The sequence below is a fragment of the Streptomyces sp. NPDC001594 genome (genome assembly GCF_042893675.1).
Lineage (GTDB): Bacteria > Actinomycetota > Actinomycetes > Streptomycetales > Streptomycetaceae > Streptomyces.
In genome coordinates, this window is the sequence record NZ_JBIAVB010000028.1 from 1 (window position 1) to 21105 (window position 21105).

The following is a 21105-nucleotide window of genomic DNA, read 5'->3' on the forward strand; positions in this document are numbered from 1 at the left end:
CACTGAACGCCTTCGACATCACCTTCGACGGCCGACTCTCCGCAGCCCGCCAGTAACCCCAACCACCCCCGTTACACCCTTCGATTGACAGCCCCCGTGGCGGGCGGCACCAACTACGCCAGCCACGCCGATCTTTCAGCACACGGAATGACCGACAACCACATTGCGATCATCGGACCTGAAACCAGCGAGGCCGAGCCGACACCATGACCGTCATCATCCTCACCGCGGCCCCGGAAGGGCTGCGGGGACACCTCACACGCTGGATGATCGAGGCCAGCGCCGGAGTATTCGTCGGCAACCCGAGCCGCCGGATCCGCGACCGCCTGTGGGAACTCCTGGCCACCAGAATCGGCGACGGCCAAGCCATCCTCATCGAACCCGCCGCCAACGAGCAGGGCTGGGCCGTCCGGACCGCAGGCCGTGACCGCTGGCAGCCCGTCGACTTCGACGGGTTGATCCTGTCAGCCCGCCCCCGAAAGCAACTGAATGAAAACAGCCATCTCCGCTGACAAACCCCCAGTTCAAAAAGGGTCGACCCCGCGCCTGCGGGGATGGTCCGTGCGTAGGGATCATGCCGCGCACCGTATGAGCGTCGACCCCGCGCCTGCGGGGATGGTCCGTCGCCGGCGGTGTCCATGCGCTGACCGGTGCCGTCGACCCCGCGCCTGCGGGGATGGTCCGGAACTGCGCCGTGCCCGACTCGTTCGCCGCCAGTCGACCCCGCGCCTGCGGGGATGGTCCGTGGGCGACACAACTGTGGCCCTCCCCAAATCCGTCGACCCCGCGCCTGCGGGGATGGTCCAACAGCAGGTCAGAGCCCACTTGCTGCCCGCTCGTCGACCCCGCGCCTGCGGGGATGGTCCGCCCGAGCGGCCCATCTGCGCGTATGCGACCATGTCGACCCCGCGCCTGCGGGGATGGTCCGGTCCAGCGTGACTGGCACACCGCGGCCCCCCTGTCGACCCCGCGCCTGCGGGGATGGTCCGCCACCCGGCAGTGCGAGGGCATCGCCGGCCGCGTCGACCCCGCGCCTGCGGGGATGGTCCTCCGATCCGTTCGGCCACGGAGGGCGGGCGGGTGTCGACCCCGCGCCTGCGGGGATGGTCCGGACACCAGGGCGTGAGCGTTGAGCACGTCGGAGTCGCCCCGCGCTCGCGGGGATGGTTTGGTGGAGGACCTCCTGGACAAGCTCTGGCACCCTGTCGACCCCGCGGCTGCGGGGGATGGTCACCCTCGCCGCTGACCAGGGCATCACCCGGCCCCTCACCTGGGCACCCGCGGCTCCGCACCCGCCACCTCGTAGGCGACAAGGTCGAGGTCACTGTCGCTGGCCGACCACCCGCTCGCCGACCTCGCCGCCCACACCGTCGCCGAACGTCTCTCCGGTATCGAGTACCTGGGCGGGATCCCCGGCACCGCAGGCGCCGTTCCGGCCCAAAGCGCCGGAACGTACGGCATCGGCGACACCCTCACGGCCGTCACCGTCCACGACTGGACCACCGGCCGCACGACCCGGATCCCCACCGCGGAATGCGGGTTCGGGTACCGCACGAGCCGGTTCAAGCAGCAGCCCGGCCGGTGGACGATCCTCTCCCTCACCCTCTACCTGACCCGCTCCAGCACGGGGGCCTCTCACCTACCAGCACTCGCCACAGCACTCCAGGCCCCGGTGCGCAGCCGACCACAGCTTGCGGAAGCCGCGGCTGGCGTACTCCACGAGCGCGTCGTGCGGGGACTGCCTCCTGGCCGAGACGGGGCACGACCACCGCCAGGCCGGCCTCTGCTTCCTAAACCCACCGTCGCCGAGGAGCAGGCACGCACCTTGCGCAGTGGGGGTGCTCCCGTCTACTGCACGCCTGCGCAGGATAGGCGGGCCAGCGCGGAATGGCTGCTGGAGGCACGGGGCTACAGGCCCGCAACCCGAGTCACCTGCGGTGTGCACTGCTCAACACGCCGCACCCTGACCCTCACTGCCCAGCCGGATGCCACCGCGTCCGGATTCCGGGCTGCGCTGGAGAAGATGGCTGCGAGTGTGCACGAGGCCACGGGTGCCCTGCACCCAGAGCCGGTGGCCGTCTGACCTACTGGTCTGCTAGGCCTGGGGTCTGTAGACATCACGGCTCCAGGGGCGGGTACGCATCGTGTGCCCTGGGGCAGGTGCTCGGTGCCGCCGAGGTTCTCGATGGTGCCCCGGACCGCGGGGGACGTCGCCGGGGGCGTTCCGGTGCCGGTCAGGCAGACGACGGGATCAGCGTGGAAATGCCCGCCGCCGTCCATCCCCACTTTCACCGCCGCCGCGTTGACCTCGGCCTCGGTTGTGGCAGGGCGGGCACAGCACATACAGCAGCCGGCCGCGTTCCCAGCGCCCGCTCCAGCCGGCGGCTTCCTCGGCGCTCCAGTCCAGGGGTGTGGGCGTCTGGCAGCGCGCGCACGTCTGGGCCTGCCTCGCGCGGCGGGGCGGGCGGTTCGGCTTGATGCGTCCCATGCCGTTTCCAACGGCTGTAGGCCAACAGGGGTGCGGGTGGCCGCTGGTGACGCCCGCCCGCTGCCGCCAGGGGCTGGCGCCGTGCCGCCGCCGGTCCGGTGTTCCTGCGTACGCACCGTGGTGTGCGCCGGGGATGGCGTCGGTGGTGCTCCGGCGCATACGCCGGGGCGATGCGTGGGGTAATGTGCTGAAGCGAGCGAATCTGACCGGATCACGTTCACTTGTCGCTCATCTGTTGCAGCATCAGCTTCATTACCATGCGTAATAAATTTTCTTGTACTTCCCTCTGCACACATCGGCCCCTCGTGACGCTTTACCGGTGGAAGCGCCCGCTTCCACCGCCGGGCTGCTGGGGCCGCGGCGGACAGGTTCCGTTGTTGGAGGGAACGTGCAGGACAACCTGACGTTCATCGAGATGTTGCTGGCCGCCCGGGTGTTCGGCCCCGACGTCCTGCGCGTCGGGCGCCGGCTGCTGAGCGCCGGGGTGCGGGTAGGGATCTCGGACATCACCGCCACGCCTCCGCGCGCGGGCAGCCCGGACGACCTGCGCCACGAGGTGGACAGGTGAGCGAAGGGGGCTCGGAAGAGTCGGGCGGGGCGGTGGGCCTGCCTGACCGCCCCCGCTTCATAGCCCAGCTGCCGGCGCGCCTTCAGGCGAAGTACTGGGACTTCCACGACCTCTTCTACGACCTGTACTGGGCCAGTGCTTGGGACGCCCTCGGCTTCTCGGACGCGGACGCGGACGAGGCCGTGGACGCGGCGTTCGCGTCGATCGGGAAGGAATGGCTGCGGATGCAGTCGATGGACAACCCGGAAGGCTTCGCCTGGCGGATCCTGAAGTTCCGGATCGAGGACGTGCGGCGCAAACGGAAGAAGAGGCCCGAGCCCAGGGACCTCACCGAGATGGAGGCCTTCGCCGAGCAGGCCGACGAGGACGCCTACGACCAGCTCACCAAGCGCATCGTCGCGGACCAGGCGATGCAGCATCTGACCGAGCGCCAGCGCGACGTACTGACCATGACGTTCCGGCTCGGGTTCAGCGACGAGGAGGCCGCCGCAGTCATGGGCGTCGCCCCCAACACGATCCGTACCACCCGCAGCCAGGCGATCCAGAAGATCAGGCGGCTCATCGACTCTGAGACCGACCACCCGGATGAGAGGACCCCGTGAGCGAAAGGACCGAAGCCGGCCGTCTCCACGACCTCCTGCGCGCCGGCCCGCAGCGCCCTGCCCGGCGCTCGCACGCCGACCGTGAGGCAGCCCGCGCCCGCCTGCTCGCCCGCCCCGAGCCCGACGACGCGTACACGGCCGGCCTCGGACCGTTGTGGCCTGACCCCGCGGCCGAGGACCCCGTCCACCCCGAGCGGGCAGCCGAGGCCCTGCGGACGCTGAGCGTCTCCGCGGTCCACGCCGCGAAGTCCGCCTCCCGGCTCGCGGTGTTCGCCTCCGACATCACCCTGGCGACCGGCGCGCTCGTCTTCGCCTGCGTCCTGCACCTAGCCGGCGACCAGAGCGGCGCCCGCTTCTGGTGGCAGTACGCGGCCGGCGCCGACAACCGCACCGCCGCCTACTGCCTCTACCTCGACCACAGCAGCCACGGCGACTACCAGGACGCCCAGCACTGGGCCGCCCAAGCCCAGCCCGCCGGGACACCCTTCATGCCCGCGTCCTGGTGGGACGCCGGCACCGCCGAACCCGTCCCGGCCGCCGCCTACACCCGCATGGCCCGCAGCACCGCCACCGTCGCCCACCCCGACCTCGGCGACATCCCCCTGCCCGTCCCCCGCCTCGCCAAGCACGTCCTCACCGCCGCGCCACCGCCCGCACCCTGGGACTACCCCCTCACCCCCGGCACCTGGATGCTCGGCAGCAGGCACCAAGGCAAGCCCACCCTGCCACACGACACCCCACGGCGCCGACGCACCCACACCACACCCACCACAGCCCGGCCCGTCACCACCACCGCACCCGCACCCGCGCCCGCGCCGACGAGGAGCCAGGCCCTGCGGGAAGCCCGCCGCGCCCTGGCCGTCGTCCGCGTCCTGCAGGGCCACCGCCTCGGCGCCGACATCCGGCAGATCAGCCAGGAGACCGGCCTGCCCGAGACCACCCTCACCCCCATCCTGGGCATGCTCTGCGAGGAAGAGTTCGCCGACCCCATCACCGACACCGTCTTCGCCCCCGGCCTCGCCCTGGACCGCCTCGCCCTGCCCGGCGGCACCGGAGCCACCGCCCAACTCCAGCGCACCCTCGCCATCATCCGCCAGGAGATCGGCGCCGCCATCTACTTCGGCCGCTACACCGCCGGAGACATCCGCATCCCACAAGCCTCCACCGCCGACACCACCCCGCCAGTCCGCGAGGACATCCCCTTCCGCTACGCCGGCCACGCCACCGCCATCGGCAAATCCCTCCTCGGCCAGCTCGACCCAGCCGACTACGCCGACCACGTCTCCCGCTACAAGCCCGAGGCCTACACCGAGCGCACGATCACCAGCACCCGCACCCTCCTGGAACGCCTCAGCCGCCTACGCCCCGGCGCACCCGTCTATGACACCTTCGAATACGGCGCCGAATGGTGCTGCTCCGCCGTCTCCGTCAGCGTCGGCGGCGAAGCCGTCTCCCTCGCCCTCTCCCTACCCGCCGACCACATCCACCGCCTGGGCGACACCACCCAGCAACTGCGCCGCAAAGCCGTCCCGATCATGCTCACCCTGCTCCTGGCCGGCGAGATCCCCGCAGAAGGACCCGACGAGGAGGTCGAACCGTCCCCCCTGACCCAGACCACCGACGACGGCGTCATCACCCCCGGAGCCCTGGTACGCCTGCGCCGCATGTTCACCAAACCCGTGACCAGCACGACAACGACCAGCAGCGCACCCCTGGCCTGGTCCGGCCCGCACCTGGTCACCGACGACACCTCAGCCAGCCTCTACTACTTCGACGCGGCCCCCAGCCTGATCCAGGACCCGGCCCTCACCCTGCCCCAGACCCTCACCGTCCGCCCCCCGGCCGACCCCACCCCGCAGGACACGCCCTCCGGCTGGGCACGGCCCGCCACCCACACCCCCGGGGAGCTCACCGTGTACAGGACCTGACCACGCCGCGCCGCAGCGGCCAACCCCTCGGGGACCGTGCCCGAGTCGAACGGTGGGCCGTTGGGGTGGTGTGACAAGCAACGACACTCCCGTCTCCGTCCCCGTCGTCCCCGCGCCCCCCGATCCGGTCGGGCCGTCATCGCCGCCCGTCCGCGGATTCCGGGCCGGGGCCGGTGCCCTTGCCCCGGCCCGGGGAGGTGCTCGGGGCGACGCGGTGTGGTGGGAGGGGATGTGAGGGAGCAGACAGGTGCGGGAGTCGGTCAGCCAGGCGCCGATGCCCTACCGGTGGGCGCGGGGGCTGAACTCGTGCCCGGCCTGCCCATCCGGCATCGTGGTCACGCCCGACGGCCGACACGTCCGATCGGCGGACGGCAACGGCGGGGAGTAGCAGAGGTTGGGCCGGTACCTGGCCGTGCCGCTTCACGCCCGACGTCCCGCGGTCACCCACGAGCGGGAGATACTCACGACGGCGGAACGCACTGACCGCAACTGGATCGGGCTGTACGGCAGCCACCCCACCGCTGTCATCCAGCTCCTTGAGATCAAAGAGGACGAGCAACGAATGCCTCGGTGTTGGACCCGCGACGAAATGGAGTGCGGTAGGCAAGAGCGCTTTGAGGCTCACCTTCATCGCCGTGTATTCAGGCTGGCCGGGGGCTGGTGCCGCTGATCGCGAGCAGCTCACGGACTCCGGCGACCCGGGGGTGGCGTGCGCCGAGTTCGGTGACGATCTGCCGGATCGGGGGCCGGTCGCGTACTTCTGCGACCGACACGCGGGCTGCGGCCAGCAGTTGTGTGGCGGTCTCCTCGGGCTTCCCCCACTGCCACCAGGCCCGCGCGAGGTCCGTGTGCATTCGGCCTTTGCGCTCGGCGGTGGCGAACTGGCTGGGGTGAAGGTTGCGGCCTGCTTCGATGGCGGTGCCGGCGTCGCCGAGGGCCCAGTGCACGCCGACGGCGTAGAGGTCCACGGAGGCCGGCGTGATGGGGAAAAGGCGGCCGGTCGGAGCCTGGTGGGGTAGGTTGCGGGCGGCGCGTGAGGCCTCGCGGATCATGGTGAGGGCCTGGTCGCGGTCCTCGGCGATGGCGGCCGTGTATGCGGTGGTGCAGAGCATCTGGGCGTAGGCGGAGGCCCGTGCGTCAGTTGTCAGGCCCGTGGTTTCCACATGTGCGGCGGCGGCCTCGATGTGGCGTTGGGCGGCCGCTTCCTGGCCCTGGTGGCGCAGGACGGCTGCGAGTTCGCGGGCGGCGGCTGCGGCCGCGAGCGGGGATCCGGAGACCTCGGCGTAGGCGGCGGCCCGGTCCGCGGTGATCCTCGAGGTTCCGTATGCCCCGAGCTTGTTCAGCAGGGTCGCGGCGAGGGTGTACGCGGAGGAAAGGCGCGCGTAGTCGAGATCCCGGCGGTCGCTGGCTGCCTGATGGGCGTCGCCGAGCAATCCCGGCAGCGTCTCCAGCAGCGTCGAGTGGCAGCCCTTGTCGAACATGGTGCGCGCGTCGGCGAGCCGGGCGTCGAGCGGCAGGGGGGAGCCTGTGGGGTCGGGTGGGCTGGCGAGCGCTGTCTCCAGGCCACCCAGCAGGTTCACGGGCGCGGCGAGGCCGACGGCTGCGAGGACGGTACGGCGGCGCATCGGGTCCTCCTGGTCAGGCAACGGATCACGCTCAACTGTAGGGCGCGCCCGCGCCCTTAGCCCTAAGGAGGACGCGAGCAGGTCCAGAGGAACCCCGACTTCCTCGGCAGCGCGACGCAGCAACTGGACGTCATTGTGGTGGCCGGCCTCAAGGCGGGAGACGGTGGAGGCCGAGCACAGCAGCCTGGCCCCGAGGTCGCCCTGGCGGAGGTCGAGAGCTTCCCGGCCGATCCGCACGAGACCACCCGGGTCATGCCCTTCCACCAGGGCGAGGACACGGCGACTGTTCCAGAGCGGGTCGGTGCTCATGGCGCGCGCCCTCCGTCGGTCGGCCAGGGGTCTGCCGCCCCCACCCTAGAGGCAGTGAGCGCCCATGCGCACTGCGTGTTCAGAATCTGCAAACGGCGTGCGTGATCTGCACCTCGCATCCCGGGCGGGCCACGGAGTGTGGTGTCGTGGTCACGGGCACCGCAGCGGCGAACAGCCACCGCGGGGGCCCAGTCAGATGCGCCATCACCTACGTGAGGGGAGCACAGCATGGGCAAGGACAAGGGCGGAAGCAGCGGTGGGGGCGGGGGCCACGCGAAGCCGAACCCGCCGCTGAGCGGCGGAACCCCGCCGCCCGGGAACTCCGACGGCAAGGTCGACTCCCCGCCGCCGCCCTCCGGCAAGCGCAGGGGCTGACTGACCGATGACCCTTGTGCGTCTTGATGAGCGCCGCCGAGCGCTGGCGGAGGCCATGGACGCCCAGGGATGGCCGGCGGACTCCGAGTGGGTCCGCCGCGCCGTCCTGGAGAGCGTCCCGCGACACCAGTACGCCCCCGACCGACTGTGGACATGGGACGGCCGGGACGCGTACGTGCCGGTGGAGCTCGGCCGCGATCCGGATGCCTGGGCCGATCTCGTCTACGCCGGCCCGAACGACTCGGCGATCACCCAGATCCTCGACGGCCTGCCCAGCTCCAGCCTGTCCTGCGTCTCCGTCGTCGCGGACATGCTCGACTCGCTGGAGCTGGAGCCCGGCCACCGGGTCCTGGAGGTCGGCACGGGCGCCGGCTGGAATGCCGGGCTGCTCGCCACGCGAGCCGGCGCCGGACAGGTCATCACCGTCGAAGTCGACCCCGGCCTCGCGGCAGCCGCCGAGCGACGGCTGACCGCGGCCGGGCTGAACGTGGCCGTCCACACCGGCGACGGACAGGCTGGCTGGCCCGCAGGCGCGCCGTACGACCGGCTCATCGCCACCTATGCCGTCGACACCGTCCCCTGGGCATGGATCGAGCAAACCAGACCCGGCGGCATCATCCTCTTCCCCTGGGGCCGCCTGGGCACCATCGCCCTCACCGTCGCAGACGACGGCTCCTCAGCGACCGGCTGGGCACACGGCCTGGGGATGTTCATGCCCAGCCGTGGCACCGACCAGGGCCGCGAGTTCCACGAGATCCGAAGTGACGGGGGACCCGAGCACGAGGCCAAGTTCGACACGGACCTGCAACCGCTCACCGGGCCCGACGCCCTCTTCGCCCTCCGCGTGTCCCACCCGGACATCCGGATCACCACCGAGCAGGGCGAGCGGGGCCTGACCGTACAGCTCCACGACGGCATTAGCTCCTGGGCGACCGCCTTCGCCGGTGCGACGGGCCCCACCGTGGCCCATGGAGGTGGCCCCCGCCGCCTCCTGCCGGAGGTCGAAGCGGGCCTTCAGCACTGGAGGGGTCATGGTTCCCCATCCCTGTTCAGCTTCGGGATGACCGTCACACCTGATACGCAGCACGTTTGGGCCGACGCTGCGGAATCCGGACCCTACCGAACCTGAGGCTCGGCATTCAGATGCCTGGGGACAGCGACGGTCCGCTGTCGGTGCCGTGCGGCAAGCTGGTTGGATGGTGTGCCCTCCCCGATGCCTGCGGGGAGGGCGCGGTCTGAGACTAGAGGCCGCTGGTGTTCAAGGTGAACGTCATACTCGCGTCATCCGGTTAGAGAGTACGGGTGAACTCCGTCCAGGCCTGCGGAGAGAAGTTGAGGACGTTGTGGCTCGGTTCTTCCATGTGTTTTGAGTCGCGGACGTAGACCGCGCCGGGCTGCGGATTGGTCTCCACGCAGTTGCCGTTGGCATCGCCGCTGTACGAGGACTTGAACCAGCCTTGGTTCGGGGTGGTGGTGCTCATGGTCATCAGACCTCTCGTGAGAGTTGTTCAAGGAACTTCGGTGTTTCGTAGGGAGGCAAAGCGCCCTGAGCCAGTACCTCGAAGCGCCGCTGGAACTGCTTGGTCTGACGCTCCTTCGAGGAGACCCGCATGGTGCCGTCCACCGTGGCGCTGGCGACTGCCGGTTGCAGCCGCTGCTCGGGGGCGAAGCTGAAGATCCCGAAGTCACCGCCAACAGCGCGATAGGTGGGTGCTCTCTTCGGGATGATCTGGATGGTGACGTTGGGCAGCTCGTTCATTTCAGCGATGGCCTGGTGCTGCTTGCGCATGAGCTCGGGACTGCCGACCATGTTGGTCAGCGCGGCCTCGTCCATGATGCAGGTCAGCTCCATCCCTTCCTCAGTGATTCGTCTCTGCCTCTTGATGCGCACGTCGACAGCCTGTTCGATGAACTCTTCCGTCGTGTCGTTGGCGACCTTCGCGGACCGGATCAGCGCGTGAGCGTAGTCCGGAGTTTGGATCAAGCCGTTGACGACGCCGTGGCACCACCACTTCGCATCACTGGCCCCTGACTCCATGGCGAGGTAGAGGTTCATGCCGGAGGGGAGGTGGGAGACGCTGGTGGTCCACCAGTCCTCACCTTTCGCCTGACGATGCCAGTCCATCAGCATCGCGCGATCCGCCTTGCCTAGCTTGTATGCGGCGAGCAGTGCGGCGAGTTGCTCTATGCGCCGGAAGCCGGTGGTTCCGCTCTCGACATTGTGCACGGCCGATCCGGCGCATCCTGCTTCTTTGCCTGCCTGAGCGAGCGTCAGGCCAGCACGCTCACGCAGCCGCGTGAGCTCCTGCCCCAGCACGATCCGGAGGAACGTCTTGCCGACGTTCGCTGCCACCTCGTCACCCCCAGTTCGGTTCGCCGTTACGTCGTGGCGGTTCGTCTCCGGGATGCCCCGGTGGGCTTCGAAAGCCCCTCGGCGTCCCTCGAACACTGCTCGGTTCGCGGCTAGTTGGCCTCGGTTCGCGTCTGTCATATACCACTTTGCCTTCAGGAGGCAATCACCTCGCATCCAGATTGAAATTCAAGTCGAAAAGGGTGGAACGTAGATGTCGGCCGCTTCGACGGCCCCTTGGTGTGAGGCCGGCGATGGTTCCGTTCTGGCATGCGGAACCTCCGGGCTCACACCGCCCCCGACATGACGGGAGATGGCACCGATGGGAACGATCAGCAATTTCCGGCCACCGGGTCAAAATGGGAACGTGCATCCGGTTGACCCACGCGCGGCGGGGGTCGCAGGGAGCCGAGAGAGGGTCCTTGGTGAGCTCCGTAGGGAGTTCAACGCGGTATCGACCGCGCGGGCCCGCCTCGGGGACGGGACGCGGCGCTTGGTGGCGTACGCGCTCGTTGCCCCTGGGGAGTCCCCGGTGGTTGCGCTGGCGGCCGCGCGGCGGTTCGCCGAGCGAGAGGGCCATCAGGTGGTCCGGGAGTTCGCCGACGCGACGGGCCCGCTGGACCCGCGCCGGCGGCCGGGCTACCTGGAAGCGCGCCGCTTGGTGACCGCCGGGTACGCCGAAGGCCTGGTGGTGCGGTCGATGCGGGACATCAGCATCGACCTGGACGAGTACGAGCTGGAGATCCGGGACCTGGGCGAGAGGGTGGCCCTGGTGCTGCTGGAGCACGCGGAGGGCTTGAGGTGAGCGCGGAGAGTGAAGCGGGCGACGAGGTAGCTGTCGACCCGGCGGCGCCGCCGTTCGGTGTGCCGGCGGTCGCGTTCGTCACGCCGATCCACCAGGACCCGTTGTGGGACAGGAAGAACGACTTGCTGCTGCTGCCGGTCGATGTCGTCTTCCGGGATGCCACGAAGGCTCGGGCGGTGCTGCGGCTCCTGCCTGGCCGGGTGGAACTTTTGCATAACCAGCTCGACGGGGCTCTGAGAGAACGAGACAAGGAGAAGGCCCCAAACAAGATCCCGCCCGGGGACCGGTAACCAGGGACCCGGGACGATTCCGAATCCGGCAGCAGCCGCAACGACACCAGAAGGTGCCGGTACCGGCAGCCCTTCCCTCCTCGGCGGGGCCTCCGGAACCGCAGGCCCGCCCGATGCCGCAACGGGAATCCAACCCCGGTCGCGGGCCTGCGGTCCGCAAGCTCCTGCCTTGCGGCCATGCGGGAACGGACCGGCCAGAAGGCAGGATCAATCCCTCTAGCGGGCCGTCAACGGTCCGCAAGGATTCAAGCACCGTTCCTATGGCCGCACCGCTCCACCACTGGATCGGCCTCGCACTCACCGGTGGCATCGTGCTCCGCCTCGCGCCGTGGGGTGACGCGATCTGATTCTCCTGACTACCAGCGAAATCGACCTGCGCGACGGCAGCAGGATCTGAACCGACGACGCGGCCACACGTACTCGACCGGCAAGGCCGGCGCCCGGCGCGGCGTTCTGATCCAAAGCGGCTGCGAGGGCGCTCTCAGCCCCGGGGACGGCCTCCAGGTCGTACGGGCCGAGCCGACGACCACCAGGAGATGGCCCGGAGCCCGTCCTCCTCCAAGAAGACCGGCCGGATCCGGGGCTCGACCAGCCAGGGTGACTTGGACCTCACGCCTATCCCGGTAGCAGAAAGGAAGACTTCCCATGCACAAGATCGCCCTGTACGGCCCGCCCGGGGCCGGGAAGAGCACCGCGGCAGAGTTGCTCACCAAGGAGTTCGCAGCCGAGGGATTCGAGGTCGTTCGTTTGCGGCTGGCGGAACCCCTCTACCAGGCGCAGCGGGCCATCTACGCGCTGGCCGGGCGCCCGCTGGGCAACGAGAACCAGCAGGACGGCCAGCTCTTGAACATGCTGGGCACGGAGATGCGCCGGATCAACGCGGCCGCGCTCACGGAGCCGTTCACCTTGCGGGCACAGGAGGTAGAGCTGCGGAGCCCCAAGGCCGTGTTGCTGTGCGATGACGCGCGCGCTGCGGACGTGGACACGGTGATCAGGAACGGCTTTCGGCTTGTCAAGATCAGTGCGCCGACGGCCCTGCGCACCGCGCGCCGGAAGGCGCGCGGCGACTTGGCCCTGGGCAACGACAGCCACCCCACAGAGGCGCCGATGGCGGTGGAGCCGTGGCGCCAGATTGACAACGTCGGAGACCTCTTCGAGTTCCGCGCACGTGTCGCACTGCTGGTCGACGAGCTGATTTCGTGATCCTGACCGGGCGCGAGATCCAGCGCCAGCGCGACCTGGGCGTGCTGACCATCGAGCCGTTCACCCCCGCTCAGGTCAACCCTGTCTCCTACAACTACCGGCTCGGACCCCTGCTGCGGACCCACCGTGCCGGGACGGCCGACACCCACGCGCAGCTCGACCTGGACGAGGTCGAGATCCCCGAGGAGGGGATCGTGCTGATGCCCGGGCGGGTGTACCTGGGGACCACGGTGGAGGAGATCGGCAGCACCGAGTTCGTCCCCTCGCTGATCGGCCGGTCCTCCGTCGGCCGGCTGGGGCTGTTCGTCCAGTACGCCGCCGACCTGGGGCAGATCGGGGCCTGCCACCGCTGGACGCTGGAGTTCAAGGCCGTCCAGCCGGTGCGCGTCTACGCGGACAGGGTCATCGGCCAGGTCAGCTTCTGGGCCGCCACCAGCGGCCGGCTGCCGTACACCGGCCGGTTCGGCCGGATCAACGAAGCCACCGTTCCCCCGCCCGGGCTGCTGGCCCCGGCCATCCTGACTCACGCCTAGGAGACCTCCCGTGATCCTGACCGGACCGGACATCGCCGCCGAGCGCGAAAGCGGCCGCCTCGTCCTGGAACCCTTCCACCGCGCACAGGTACAGCCGAACAGCTACGACCTGACGCTGGGCCCGACCCTCATCTACTACACCGGCGAGGTACTCGACACCAGGGCAGAGAACCCCTGCGTCGAGGTCGAGATCCCCGAGGACGGGTTCGTTCTGGAGCCGCACCGCGTCTACCTCGGCTCCAGCGTCGAGGTTCTCGGCAGCGACCACTACGTGCCGCGGATCAGCAGCCGATCGGGCGCCGCCCGGCTGGGCCTGTTCAGCCACTGCACGGCCGAGCTCATCGACATCGGCTCGATCGGCCAGACCACCTTCCAGCTCCACACCGTGGAGCCGCTGCGGGTGTACGCCGGCGACCGGCTCGGGCAGGTGGCCTTCTTCCGGGTCCAGGGCGACATCGTCCTCTACGACGGCAAGTACCAGGGCTCGCGCGGCCCGCAGCCCTCCAAGATCCACCTGGACACGGTCAGGGCGGCATCCTGATGACGGCCCACGAGGTCCCGCACCCGGCCGCCGACTACAGCGACCCCGTCGCCCGCGGCCTGGTGGCGGCGGCGTTCGAGGCGATCCGGGACCGCTACGTGCTGGCCCGCCACCAGATCGCCGCCGCGCTCCTGGACGCCGACGGGCGGGTGCACCTGGGCCTGCACGTGGACGCGATGGTCGGGCGGGCGGCGGTTTGCGCGGAGGCCGGGGCCCTGTCCGCGGCCCGCCTGGTCACCAGCGCCAGCCTCCTCGCGGTGGCGGCCGTCCGCTTCCCCAAGCCCACCGAACCGCCGTACGCCCGCGTCGTGCCTCCGTGCGGGCTGTGCCGCGAGCTCCTCCTGGACCACGCCCCGCACATCTCGGTGGTCCTGCCCGACCCCGAGGACCCGCTGACACCGCTGGCAGGCCTGCTGCCCCACAAATACGTGGGCACCAAGTGGCCCACATCGCCCACCCACCTCTGAACGCCAAACAAGGAGATCCCCATGAGCCAGATCAACTTCCGTACCGCCGCCCTCGACGCCCTCGCGGGGGAGGTCATCCCCGAGCGGCACTTCGAGTTCTCCATGGAGACCGCCCGCGACCTCTTCTTCAACGACACCCGGATGCTGGACGTCAAGCAGGACGTCCACAACCGCTTCCGCACCAACCCGACGTCCATGGTCGGCCACATGATCGACAACCTGGCCCTCACCGGCACCGAGGACCTCCTGGACCTCGGCTGCGGCAACGCCTTCGTCCTGGAACACCTGCGCCCGCACCTCGCGGACGGGACGATCACCGGGCTCGACGTCGCGCCGGCCGTCCTGGAGGCCGCCCGGGCCCGCATGCACGGCACCGCCACCGCGTGCACGTGGATCGAGGGCAGCGCCGACGACCTGTCGATGCTCGCCGACGACTCCTTCGACCGGATCATGGCCAACTACATGATCCACTACGTGCCCGACCTCGACCGCTGCTTCTCCGAGGTCCGCCGCGTCATGCGCCCCGGCGGCATCTTCCAGCTCACCACCGACCGCCCCGACAGCATGCTGGAGATGTACCAGGTCCACTTCACCGCCCTGAAGGCGATGAACGCCCCCGCCTACCTGTTCAAGGCCACCCCCAAGGGCCGGCTGTCCCTGGACAACGGCGCCGCGCAGCTCTCCGGCCACTTCGAGACCGTGAAAAGGGTCACGTGGCAGGACCAGCTCCGCTTCACCGACCCCGCCCCGTTCATGCGCTTCTACCAGGTCGGCCACAACCACTGCTGCGCGTCCTCCGAGCCCGACGAGCGCCTGGACGAGGCGTTCTTCGCCGAGTTGCGTGAACGCGTCGCCGAGCAGGTCACCGACGCGATCAAGGAGAACGGCTACTTCGCGGTGACGAAGTACACCGGCAGCTTCCTCTGCTCCTGACCACGCCAGTGCGCCGCCCGGCCGGCGGCCGATGAGGCGCCGGGGGCGTTGGTAGCGTCGGGGGACGTCCCGCCGGCCGGTGCGGGACCAGCCCACCGACGGAAAGAGCCCCCTGATGCCCGCGAACCCGACGATCCGCAGGGCCGTGATCCCTGCCGCCGGACTCGGCTCCCGCCTCCTGCCGCTGACCAAGGCCACGCCCAAGGAGATGCTCCCGGTCGGTGACCGGCCCGTCATCGAGCACACCGTCCGGGAGCTCGTCGCCTCCGGCATCACCGACATCACCATTGTCGTCTCCGGCGGCAAGAGCCTCATCCAGGACCACTTCCGCCCCAACCCCGCCCTGGTCGAGCAGCTGCGCGCGGACGGCAAGAAGGAGTACGCGGACGCGGTGGAAGAGGTCGGCGAGCTGGCCCGCCAGGGCCACATCACCTACCTCGACCAGCACGGCCCCTACGGCAACGGCACCCCCGTCCTGAACGCCGCCCGCTCCTTCGGCGACGAACCCGTCCTCGTGCTCTGGCCCGACGACGTGTTCGTCGCCGACGTACCCCGAGCCCAGCAGCTCATCCACGCCTACGAGACCACCAACTGCCCCGTGCTTGCCCTGATGCCGATGGCACCGGCCGACTCCCAGCGCTACGGCGTCCCCGTCGTCAAGGAAGACCTCGGCCAGGGCCTCCTGCGCATCACCGGCCTAGTCGAGAAGCCCAAGCCCGCCGACGCCCCCTCCGGGTACGCGGCGATCGGCGGCTACGTCATCACCCCCGCGATCATCGAGGAGCTCCGCGAGCAGACCCGCCGCTGGTACGAGCACCGCCAGGGCGAGATCTACCTGACCGACGCCATCAACGCCTACGCCGCCAGCCGGGCCGTCTACGGCCAGGTCATCTCCGGCCGCTGGTACGACACCGGCAACCCGGCCGACTACCTCGTCGCGCAGATGGCCACCGCCCTCGCCCACCCCGAGTACGGGCCCATCCTGCGCAAGCTCGCCCGCGAATCCGGCGACGCACCCGCCCCGAGCACCAGCTGATCCGCCGCTCCCTTCGGGCCGCCGCCCACCGCGAGCGGCGGCCCGAAGGGAGCACCCATGCCGCCCACCCCGCCCGTCTACGAACCCGTCATCAACCAGCACGACACCTGGCTGGCCGTCAACCCCGTCCAGGGCTGCCCCAAACGGTGCCGCTACTGCTACCTGGAAGACCTCGGGCTCACCGCCGTCAAACCGACGGTGCTCGCCACCCCCGAGCAGACCGTCGAACAGCTCCTCGCGCACCGCTACTACCACCCCGCGCTGGTCCTGGCCCTCTACACCTGCACCGATGCCCTGGCCACCCCCGTCACCCGCGCCCACCTGACCGCGCTCCTCGACCTGCTCGGCGCCTCCACCGTCCGCAACCCGGTCTGCATCATCACCAAGTGCGCCATCCCCGACGACGTCGTGGAGCCCATCGCCCGCAACCGCGCCGCCGGCCTGCCGATCCTGGTCTACCTCAGCTACTCCGGCCTCGGCCCCGACATCGAACGCGGCATCAACCACACCGCGCTGCGCGACAACTTCCCCCGCCTGCACGCCGCCGACATCCCCGTCATCCACTACTGGCGGCCCGCCCTCCCGCAGAACAGCACCCCCGACGCCCTCGAGCGCGTGATGGACCTCGCCGTCCGCTACGCCGCCTGCACCGTCGCCGTCGGCACGAAGGTCAAGCCCTCGGCGATGGACCAGATCACCGAGCTGTGGCCGGCCCTCGCCGACCCGGCCCTGGACCCGCGCGCCGCCGACTCCGTCTGGCCCCGGCCCACCTGGGACTGGCTCCACGCCCTTCCCGACCGCTACGCCGCCCATCCCTTCTTCCAGACCAACATCTGCGCCCTCGCCTACGTCCTGGGCCGCGGCGACCGCGCCGGAGTGTGGAACACCCCCACCTGCCTGGCTACCAACCGCTGCCCCGCCGCCCAGCGCGACCTCTGCCTGCGCACCGTGCCCCACCGCGAACCGGTCACCGCCCCCCAGGTCGAGGAACGCCTCGCGAAGATCGGACTGCCCGGGCTGGCGTTCACCCTCGACGCGGGCACCCGCACCCTCCACCTCGGCCGACCGGTCCCGCTGCGCGACCGGCACAACCTCGCCCAGGTCCTCGCCCTCACCGTCCGCGCCCCACGCGACCCCCAGGAAACCTACTGGCAGGGACGCCTCGCCGGCGCCGAGCCGCTGATCATCGACCCCCGCCCCTGACCACCCCGGGAGCACCCATGCCAAGCACCAACCACCCCATGGTCGTAGACACCGCCATCCAGTTTTGGCCCCGCGGGGGCAGCGCCCAGGTCGTCCGCTACCACCTGCGCGAACTCAACTCCCGCAGCATCACCACCCGCCTGCACGCAGGATCCCTCGGAGCCCCGGGCGAACCCTCCCACGCCTTCACCTTCTACAAGGGCCTCGACCTTTACCCCTACGACCACAACGGCGCCCGCGCCGCGTTCGAACGCGGTGACAACCCCCAGGCGGCTCCCTGGCCGTTCCACCCCTCCTACGAGGACCGCGGCCACTGCCCCGACCCGCTCTACAGTGCGGTCCCGCCCGCCGACGCCAACCGCCTCACCTCCGCCTGGACCCGACACCTCACCATGCACCGCAGCCTCCACCCCACCGTTCTGCACCTCCACCACCTCAGCCCCCTCCAGATGAGCGCCCGCGCCGCCTACCCCGGCATCCCCCGAGTCACCACCCTCCACGGCACCGAACTCAAGCTCTTGGCCGGCATGCAGGAACGCACCCGCCTCGCGCAGCGCGCCCAGACCTCCCTCACCGACCTGGCCCACCTCCTGCACAGCAGCAGCCCCCACCGCCACACCGAAGCCGCACGCATCGCCAAGACCGCCGGACTCAACGACCCCGACGCCCACCTCCTGGCCGACACCGACTGGGAGAAGTGGATCCACTCCCACCACTGGATCCACCGGCTTCACCAGGCCGCCGGCCACGCCGGGCAGCTCATCACGGTCTCCGACCACGACCAGAACCTCGCCACCGAACTCCTGCACCTGGACAGCGCACCGCCCGTCGTCCCCAACGGCGTCGACACCCACACCTTCCAGCCCCACCACCTCGACCAGGCCGCCCGGCTTGAGCACCTGCGCCGCTGGCTCGTCACCGACCCCCAGGGCTGGGCCCCGGGCGAAAAGCCCGGCAGCATCCGCTACACCGAACGCGACCTCGAGCGCCTCCACGACGACCACGGACAGCTGCGCCTGCTGCTGCTGTGGGTCGGCCGGTTCCTCGACTTCAAGCGTGTGCCCGTCCTCCTGAAGGCATTCGCCGCCGCCCGCACCCGCCTGGACCCCGCGCCCGCCCTACTGATGTGGGGCGGATACCCCGGCGAGTACGAAGGGCGTCACCCCGCCGACATCGCGGCCGACCTCGGCATCAGCGAACACGTGTACTTCCTCGGCTGGCGCGGCCACGACGAACTCCCCACCGGCCTCAACACGGCCGACCTCATGGTCGCCCCAGCCGTCAACGAGCCGTTCGGCATGGTCTATCTCGAAGCCATGGCCTGCGGCACCCCGCCCATCGCCACCGCGACCGGAGGCCCCACCCGCACCATCATCGGCGCAGGCTCCCACGCCACCGGCTGGCTCGTCGCCGCCGACAGCAGCGACGACCTGGCCCACACCCTCACCGCCGCGCTCGGCGACCGCCATGAACTCGCCCGGCGCGCCACCAACGCCCGCGCGCACGTCGAGAACACCTACAGCTGGGCCCGCACCACCGACCACTACCTCAACCTCTACGCCACCGCCCACCAGGCGCCGTAAGCCCGGCCCCTTCAGCAAGGAGTCCACCGTGACCGACCGCATCGAAGGCCTGCTCGTCGACATGAACGGCCTCTTCCGGCACTGGCGCAACACCGGTGCCCGCCAGAGCGAACGCCTCGCCGGCCTGCCCCCCGGCACCATCAACCACTACGCCTACGACCACCCCAGCTACCGCGCCGCCCGCGTCGGTCTCCTCACCGACCAGGAGTGGGCCGAGAACGTCGCCGAACGCCTCGCCGATGACTTCGGCCCCGCCGTACGCCAGCACCTCGGCCCCTGGCGCGCCGACCGAGGCGAACGCGACGACACCATGGTCGGACTCCTCGACCAGATCCGCAGGCACGTGCCCGTCGGCGTCCTGTCCAACTGCACCGACGCCCTCCCCACCGACCTCGAACACCACCAGATCGAGTTCGACCACGTTTTCTCCTCTGCCAGCCTTGGCGTCGACAAGCCCTCCCCCAACGCCTTCCACGCCGCCACCGATCGCATGTGCATCCCCGCCCAGCGCCTGGCGTACTTCGACGACGAGCCCACCTTCGTTCAGGCCGCTGCCAGCACCGGACTTCATGCCCACCTCTTCACCGGGGCGGCGGACTTCACCTCCCAAATCCAAAAGTTCGGCATCTCCCTCGCAGGCCGCAGCTGACTGGCCGCACCACACAAGAGAAAGGCTCATGAGCGGCGTAGACAGTCGAGAAGGTCGGCCACGGTGGCGAAGCGCCGCTCGAGCCTGCGGCGACAGCGATCGCGCTCGGCACCCTCGAGAGCAGGACGGTGAACCTGCCGCCGGTCATCGATGGCCTGGTGGCGAGGCGACGCGGGGAAGGAAGCGCGCCGGGTCAGGTTGCCCAGCGCGCCCCCCAACCGCTCTGCCCAGGCCCAGGGGGAGGCTGTCGACCCCCGGCCCGGCCACGTGGGAAGGGTGCGGCACGGGGTACCGGGTGACGAGAACTTGGATGCCGGCTTTCACGTCCCGGGAGTGAAGCGGCAGCGGAGGGGAGGTGCTGTGAGCTGGGTGTTCGTGCGGGTTGTGCGCCGGCGTGCGTGAGCGTCGGGTAAGCGGATGCGCCCGCTCCAGAAAGTTTTTGAAATCTCCCTGAACGATGGGGGGTTGTTTTCGCTTGGCTGTGAGTAGGAGCCGGTTTTTGAGGGCCGGTCCGCTGGCTGCCGCAACCGGGGGGAAGGGGCATGCCTGGTCTCATCTGATCCGCTTGGAAGGACTTCCTTCGACGTGAACAGCACCGAGCCCCTCGTCCTGGCGCTGATAAGCGCGACTGCTGTACGGGTGTTCGCGCCCGACGTGGTGAAAGGTCTTCGGCGCCTGTTGGGCGCCGGTGTCCGGGTGGGCGCTGCCGAGCTGTCCGCCCACCGTCAGCAGCCGCTGGTCCAGATGACCGTGGAGCGCGAGCCGGCCGCAGGCCTGGACGGCGCCGAGCAGCAGTGGGGGAGCTCATGACCGACGCCGATTTCGACCCACTCGGAGAGCAGGCCGTCTCCATGGAGCTCGCCGGCGTGATGCCGGTGGACTACGTGGCCTTCCACTCCCAAAACCACCGCGCCTACCTCGAGTACGCCCACCTCGAACTCGGCCCCGACGCCGCCCCGAGCGTGGTCGAGGACGTGTTCACCTTCCTCCTGGAGGTGTGGCCCGACGCGCTGAGGGAGGCGAACCTCCAGGCCTTCGCGTGGGCCCAGCTGCGCGAGCACGTCGAGCGCCACCGCGCCGGCCAGGTCCTGCGCGTCGCCCTGGTCGACACCGTGAAATACGCGGCGCTGCGCCGGGGCTCGCGCCGCCAGCTGGAGCTGATCGAGTCCCGCTCGGGGGTGTACGAGGCGATCGCCGAGCTCCCCGACCGCCACTACGACGTCGTCGTGCTCACCTACTTCATGGGTCTGGAGACCGCCCAGGTGGCTCAGCGGATGGGCATCAGTCCGGGAACGGTCCGCTCCCACCTGCACACCGCTCGCCGGATGCTCGCGAAGAAGATCGGAATCAACCTGACTCCCGGAGAGGAGAAAGACCTGTGAACGACATGACCCGCAACGAGGCGGATCCAGGAGACGAAGTGGACGAGGCTCTCCTTGACGCCGAAGTCTTCACCGACGAGTACGCCTTCTACGACGAGGAAGCCGCCCGCCACCGCATCGCCCGCAGGATCGCGGCCGCCCGCCTCAGCCGCGCCCTGACCCAGCCGGTGCCCACCGACACCCAGCTGGCCCTCCAGCCCGGGGGACACCCGAGCAGCCCCGACGACCGCAAACT

General features: G+C 70.1%; 22 protein-coding genes and 1 CRISPR repeat array. Of the genes, 19 read left to right on the top strand and 3 right to left on the bottom strand.

Annotated elements, in window-relative coordinates; all coding sequences use genetic code 11:
* Positions 1–206 precede the first annotated feature (206 nt).
* From cas2e to ACFY0O_RS36010, 4 genes are all read left to right on the top strand, one after another.
* Positions 207–512 carry a type I-E CRISPR-associated endoribonuclease Cas2e gene (gene cas2e / locus ACFY0O_RS35995; protein WP_388954903.1) on the top strand — a complete coding sequence of 102 codons (306 nt, stop codon included), beginning with the start codon at positions 207–209 and terminating at the stop codon, positions 510–512.
* A gap of 21 nt (positions 513–533) precedes the next feature.
* Positions 534–1233: a CRISPR direct-repeat array (repeat unit 28 nt; unit sequence GTCGACCCCGCGCCTGCGGGGATGGTCC).
* 1643 nt (positions 1234–2876) lie between these two features.
* Positions 2877–3056, top strand: coding sequence for a hypothetical protein (locus ACFY0O_RS36000; protein WP_249764073.1), 180 nt, complete (start codon positions 2877–2879; stop codon positions 3054–3056).
* A complete protein-coding gene (locus ACFY0O_RS36005; protein WP_388954906.1) occupies positions 3053–3658 on the top strand; it encodes an RNA polymerase sigma factor in 606 nt (201 codons plus the stop codon). The genes ACFY0O_RS36000 and ACFY0O_RS36005 overlap by 4 nt, the downstream gene beginning before the upstream one ends.
* Complete coding sequence (locus ACFY0O_RS36010) at positions 3655–5586, top strand: IclR family transcriptional regulator C-terminal domain-containing protein (protein WP_388954909.1); 1932 nt, start codon at positions 3655–3657, stop codon at positions 5584–5586. Before ACFY0O_RS36005 ends, ACFY0O_RS36010 begins: the two co-directional genes overlap by 4 nt.
* A 641-nt stretch (positions 5587–6227) precedes the next feature.
* Here the strand turns inward: ACFY0O_RS36010 and ACFY0O_RS36015 are convergent.
* Positions 6228–7520 carry a helix-turn-helix transcriptional regulator gene (locus tag ACFY0O_RS36015; protein WP_388954911.1) on the bottom strand — a complete coding sequence of 431 codons (1293 nt, stop codon included), beginning with the start codon at positions 7518–7520 and terminating at the stop codon, positions 6228–6230.
* Positions 7521–7748: 228 nt separating this feature from the next.
* Between ACFY0O_RS36015 and ACFY0O_RS36020 the strand changes: the two genes are divergently transcribed.
* Positions 7749–7895 (top strand): hypothetical protein, encoded by a 147-nt coding sequence (locus ACFY0O_RS36020; protein WP_388954913.1) that lies wholly within the window; start codon positions 7749–7751, stop codon positions 7893–7895.
* 7 nt (positions 7896–7902) lie between these two features.
* Positions 7903–9024 carry a methyltransferase domain-containing protein gene (locus ACFY0O_RS36025; protein ID WP_388954916.1) on the top strand — a complete coding sequence of 374 codons (1122 nt, stop codon included), beginning with the start codon at positions 7903–7905 and terminating at the stop codon, positions 9022–9024.
* Positions 9025–9184: 160 nt separating this feature from the next.
* Here the strand turns inward: ACFY0O_RS36025 and ACFY0O_RS36030 are convergent, their stop codons facing one another.
* Positions 9185–9376 (bottom strand): DUF397 domain-containing protein, encoded by a 192-nt coding sequence (locus ACFY0O_RS36030; protein WP_388954919.1) that lies wholly within the window; start codon positions 9374–9376, stop codon positions 9185–9187.
* A 5-nt stretch (positions 9377–9381) separates the two neighbouring features.
* Positions 9382–10248: a helix-turn-helix domain-containing protein gene (locus ACFY0O_RS36035; protein ID WP_388954922.1), complete on the bottom strand. Its 867-nt coding sequence runs from the start codon at positions 10246–10248 to the stop codon at positions 9382–9384.
* Positions 10249–10777: 529 nt separating this feature from the next.
* On the opposite strand from ACFY0O_RS36035, the gene ACFY0O_RS36040 reads away from it, so the two are divergent.
* The 13 genes from ACFY0O_RS36040 to ACFY0O_RS36100 all read left to right on the top strand — a co-directional run bounded on the left by ACFY0O_RS36040 (position 10778) and on the right by ACFY0O_RS36100 (position 20870).
* Positions 10778–11050, top strand: a complete 273-nt coding sequence (locus ACFY0O_RS36040) for a hypothetical protein (RefSeq protein WP_388954925.1) — start codon at positions 10778–10780, stop codon at positions 11048–11050.
* Positions 11047–11340, top strand: coding sequence for a hypothetical protein (locus tag ACFY0O_RS36045; protein ID WP_388954928.1), 294 nt, complete (start codon positions 11047–11049; stop codon positions 11338–11340). The genes ACFY0O_RS36040 and ACFY0O_RS36045 overlap by 4 nt, the downstream gene beginning before the upstream one ends.
* Positions 11341–11985: 645 nt before the next feature.
* Positions 11986–12543 carry a hypothetical protein gene (locus ACFY0O_RS36050; RefSeq protein WP_388954931.1) on the top strand — a complete coding sequence of 186 codons (558 nt, stop codon included), beginning with the start codon at positions 11986–11988 and terminating at the stop codon, positions 12541–12543.
* Positions 12540–13076: a deoxycytidine deaminase gene (locus tag ACFY0O_RS36055; protein ID WP_388954934.1), complete on the top strand. Its 537-nt coding sequence runs from the start codon at positions 12540–12542 to the stop codon at positions 13074–13076. Before ACFY0O_RS36050 ends, ACFY0O_RS36055 begins: the two co-directional genes overlap by 4 nt.
* Before the next feature lie 10 nt (positions 13077–13086).
* Positions 13087–13617, top strand: a complete 531-nt coding sequence (locus tag ACFY0O_RS36060) for a dCTP deaminase (protein ID WP_388954935.1) — start codon at positions 13087–13089, stop codon at positions 13615–13617.
* Positions 13617–14084 carry a hypothetical protein gene (locus ACFY0O_RS36065; protein WP_388954938.1) on the top strand — a complete coding sequence of 156 codons (468 nt, stop codon included), beginning with the start codon at positions 13617–13619 and terminating at the stop codon, positions 14082–14084. The genes ACFY0O_RS36060 and ACFY0O_RS36065 overlap by 1 nt, the downstream gene beginning before the upstream one ends.
* Before the next feature lie 21 nt (positions 14085–14105).
* Complete coding sequence (locus tag ACFY0O_RS36070) at positions 14106–15017, top strand: class I SAM-dependent methyltransferase (RefSeq protein WP_388954939.1); 912 nt, start codon at positions 14106–14108, stop codon at positions 15015–15017.
* Positions 15018–15132: 115 nt separating this feature from the next.
* Positions 15133–16053 carry a UTP--glucose-1-phosphate uridylyltransferase gene (locus tag ACFY0O_RS36075; RefSeq protein WP_388954941.1) on the top strand — a complete coding sequence of 307 codons (921 nt, stop codon included), beginning with the start codon at positions 15133–15135 and terminating at the stop codon, positions 16051–16053.
* Between the two features lie 57 nt (positions 16054–16110).
* On the top strand, positions 16111–17256 hold the full coding sequence (locus ACFY0O_RS36080) for a hypothetical protein (protein ID WP_388954943.1): 1146 nt from the start codon (positions 16111–16113) through the stop codon (positions 17254–17256).
* A 17-nt stretch (positions 17257–17273) separates the two neighbouring features.
* Positions 17274–18839, top strand: a complete 1566-nt coding sequence (locus ACFY0O_RS36085; protein ID WP_388954946.1) for a glycosyltransferase family 4 protein — start codon at positions 17274–17276, stop codon at positions 18837–18839.
* Positions 18840–18867: 28 nt separating this feature from the next.
* Positions 18868–19488: a hypothetical protein gene (locus tag ACFY0O_RS36090; protein WP_388954949.1), complete on the top strand. Its 621-nt coding sequence runs from the start codon at positions 18868–18870 to the stop codon at positions 19486–19488.
* Positions 19489–20073: 585 nt separating this feature from the next.
* Positions 20074–20298, top strand: coding sequence for a hypothetical protein (locus ACFY0O_RS36095; RefSeq protein ID WP_388954951.1), 225 nt, complete (start codon positions 20074–20076; stop codon positions 20296–20298).
* Positions 20295–20870 carry a sigma-70 family RNA polymerase sigma factor gene (locus ACFY0O_RS36100; RefSeq protein ID WP_388954954.1) on the top strand — a complete coding sequence of 192 codons (576 nt, stop codon included), beginning with the start codon at positions 20295–20297 and terminating at the stop codon, positions 20868–20870. Before ACFY0O_RS36095 ends, ACFY0O_RS36100 begins: the two co-directional genes overlap by 4 nt.
* Positions 20871–21105: the final 235 nt, after the last annotated feature.

What these genes read in the sequence shown, in the direction of transcription:
- ACFY0O_RS36025 (WP_388954916.1), top strand. Translation starts at nt 7,903, where the DNA reads ATGACCCTTGTGCGTCTTGATGAGCGCCGCCGAGCGCTGGCGGAGGCC.
- ACFY0O_RS36070 (WP_388954939.1), top strand. Translation starts at nt 14,106, where the DNA reads ATGAGCCAGATCAACTTCCGTACCGCCGCCCTCGACGCCCTCGCGGGG.
- cas2e (WP_388954903.1), top strand. Translation starts at nt 207, where the DNA reads ATGACCGTCATCATCCTCACCGCGGCCCCGGAAGGGCTGCGGGGACAC.
- ACFY0O_RS36015 (WP_388954911.1), bottom strand. Translation starts at nt 7,520, where the DNA reads ATGAGCACCGACCCGCTCTGGAACAGTCGCCGTGTCCTCGCCCTGGTG.
- ACFY0O_RS36080 (WP_388954943.1), top strand. Translation starts at nt 16,111, where the DNA reads ATGCCGCCCACCCCGCCCGTCTACGAACCCGTCATCAACCAGCACGAC.
- ACFY0O_RS36050 (WP_388954931.1), top strand. Translation starts at nt 11,986, where the DNA reads ATGCACAAGATCGCCCTGTACGGCCCGCCCGGGGCCGGGAAGAGCACC.
- ACFY0O_RS36100 (WP_388954954.1), top strand. Translation starts at nt 20,295, where the DNA reads ATGACCGACGCCGATTTCGACCCACTCGGAGAGCAGGCCGTCTCCATG.
- ACFY0O_RS36085 (WP_388954946.1), top strand. Translation starts at nt 17,274, where the DNA reads ATGCCAAGCACCAACCACCCCATGGTCGTAGACACCGCCATCCAGTTT.
- ACFY0O_RS36020 (WP_388954913.1), top strand. Translation starts at nt 7,749, where the DNA reads ATGGGCAAGGACAAGGGCGGAAGCAGCGGTGGGGGCGGGGGCCACGCG.
- ACFY0O_RS36075 (WP_388954941.1), top strand. Translation starts at nt 15,133, where the DNA reads ATGCCCGCGAACCCGACGATCCGCAGGGCCGTGATCCCTGCCGCCGGA.
- ACFY0O_RS36065 (WP_388954938.1), top strand. Translation starts at nt 13,617, where the DNA reads ATGACGGCCCACGAGGTCCCGCACCCGGCCGCCGACTACAGCGACCCC.
- ACFY0O_RS36030 (WP_388954919.1), bottom strand. Translation starts at nt 9,376, where the DNA reads ATGAGCACCACCACCCCGAACCAAGGCTGGTTCAAGTCCTCGTACAGC.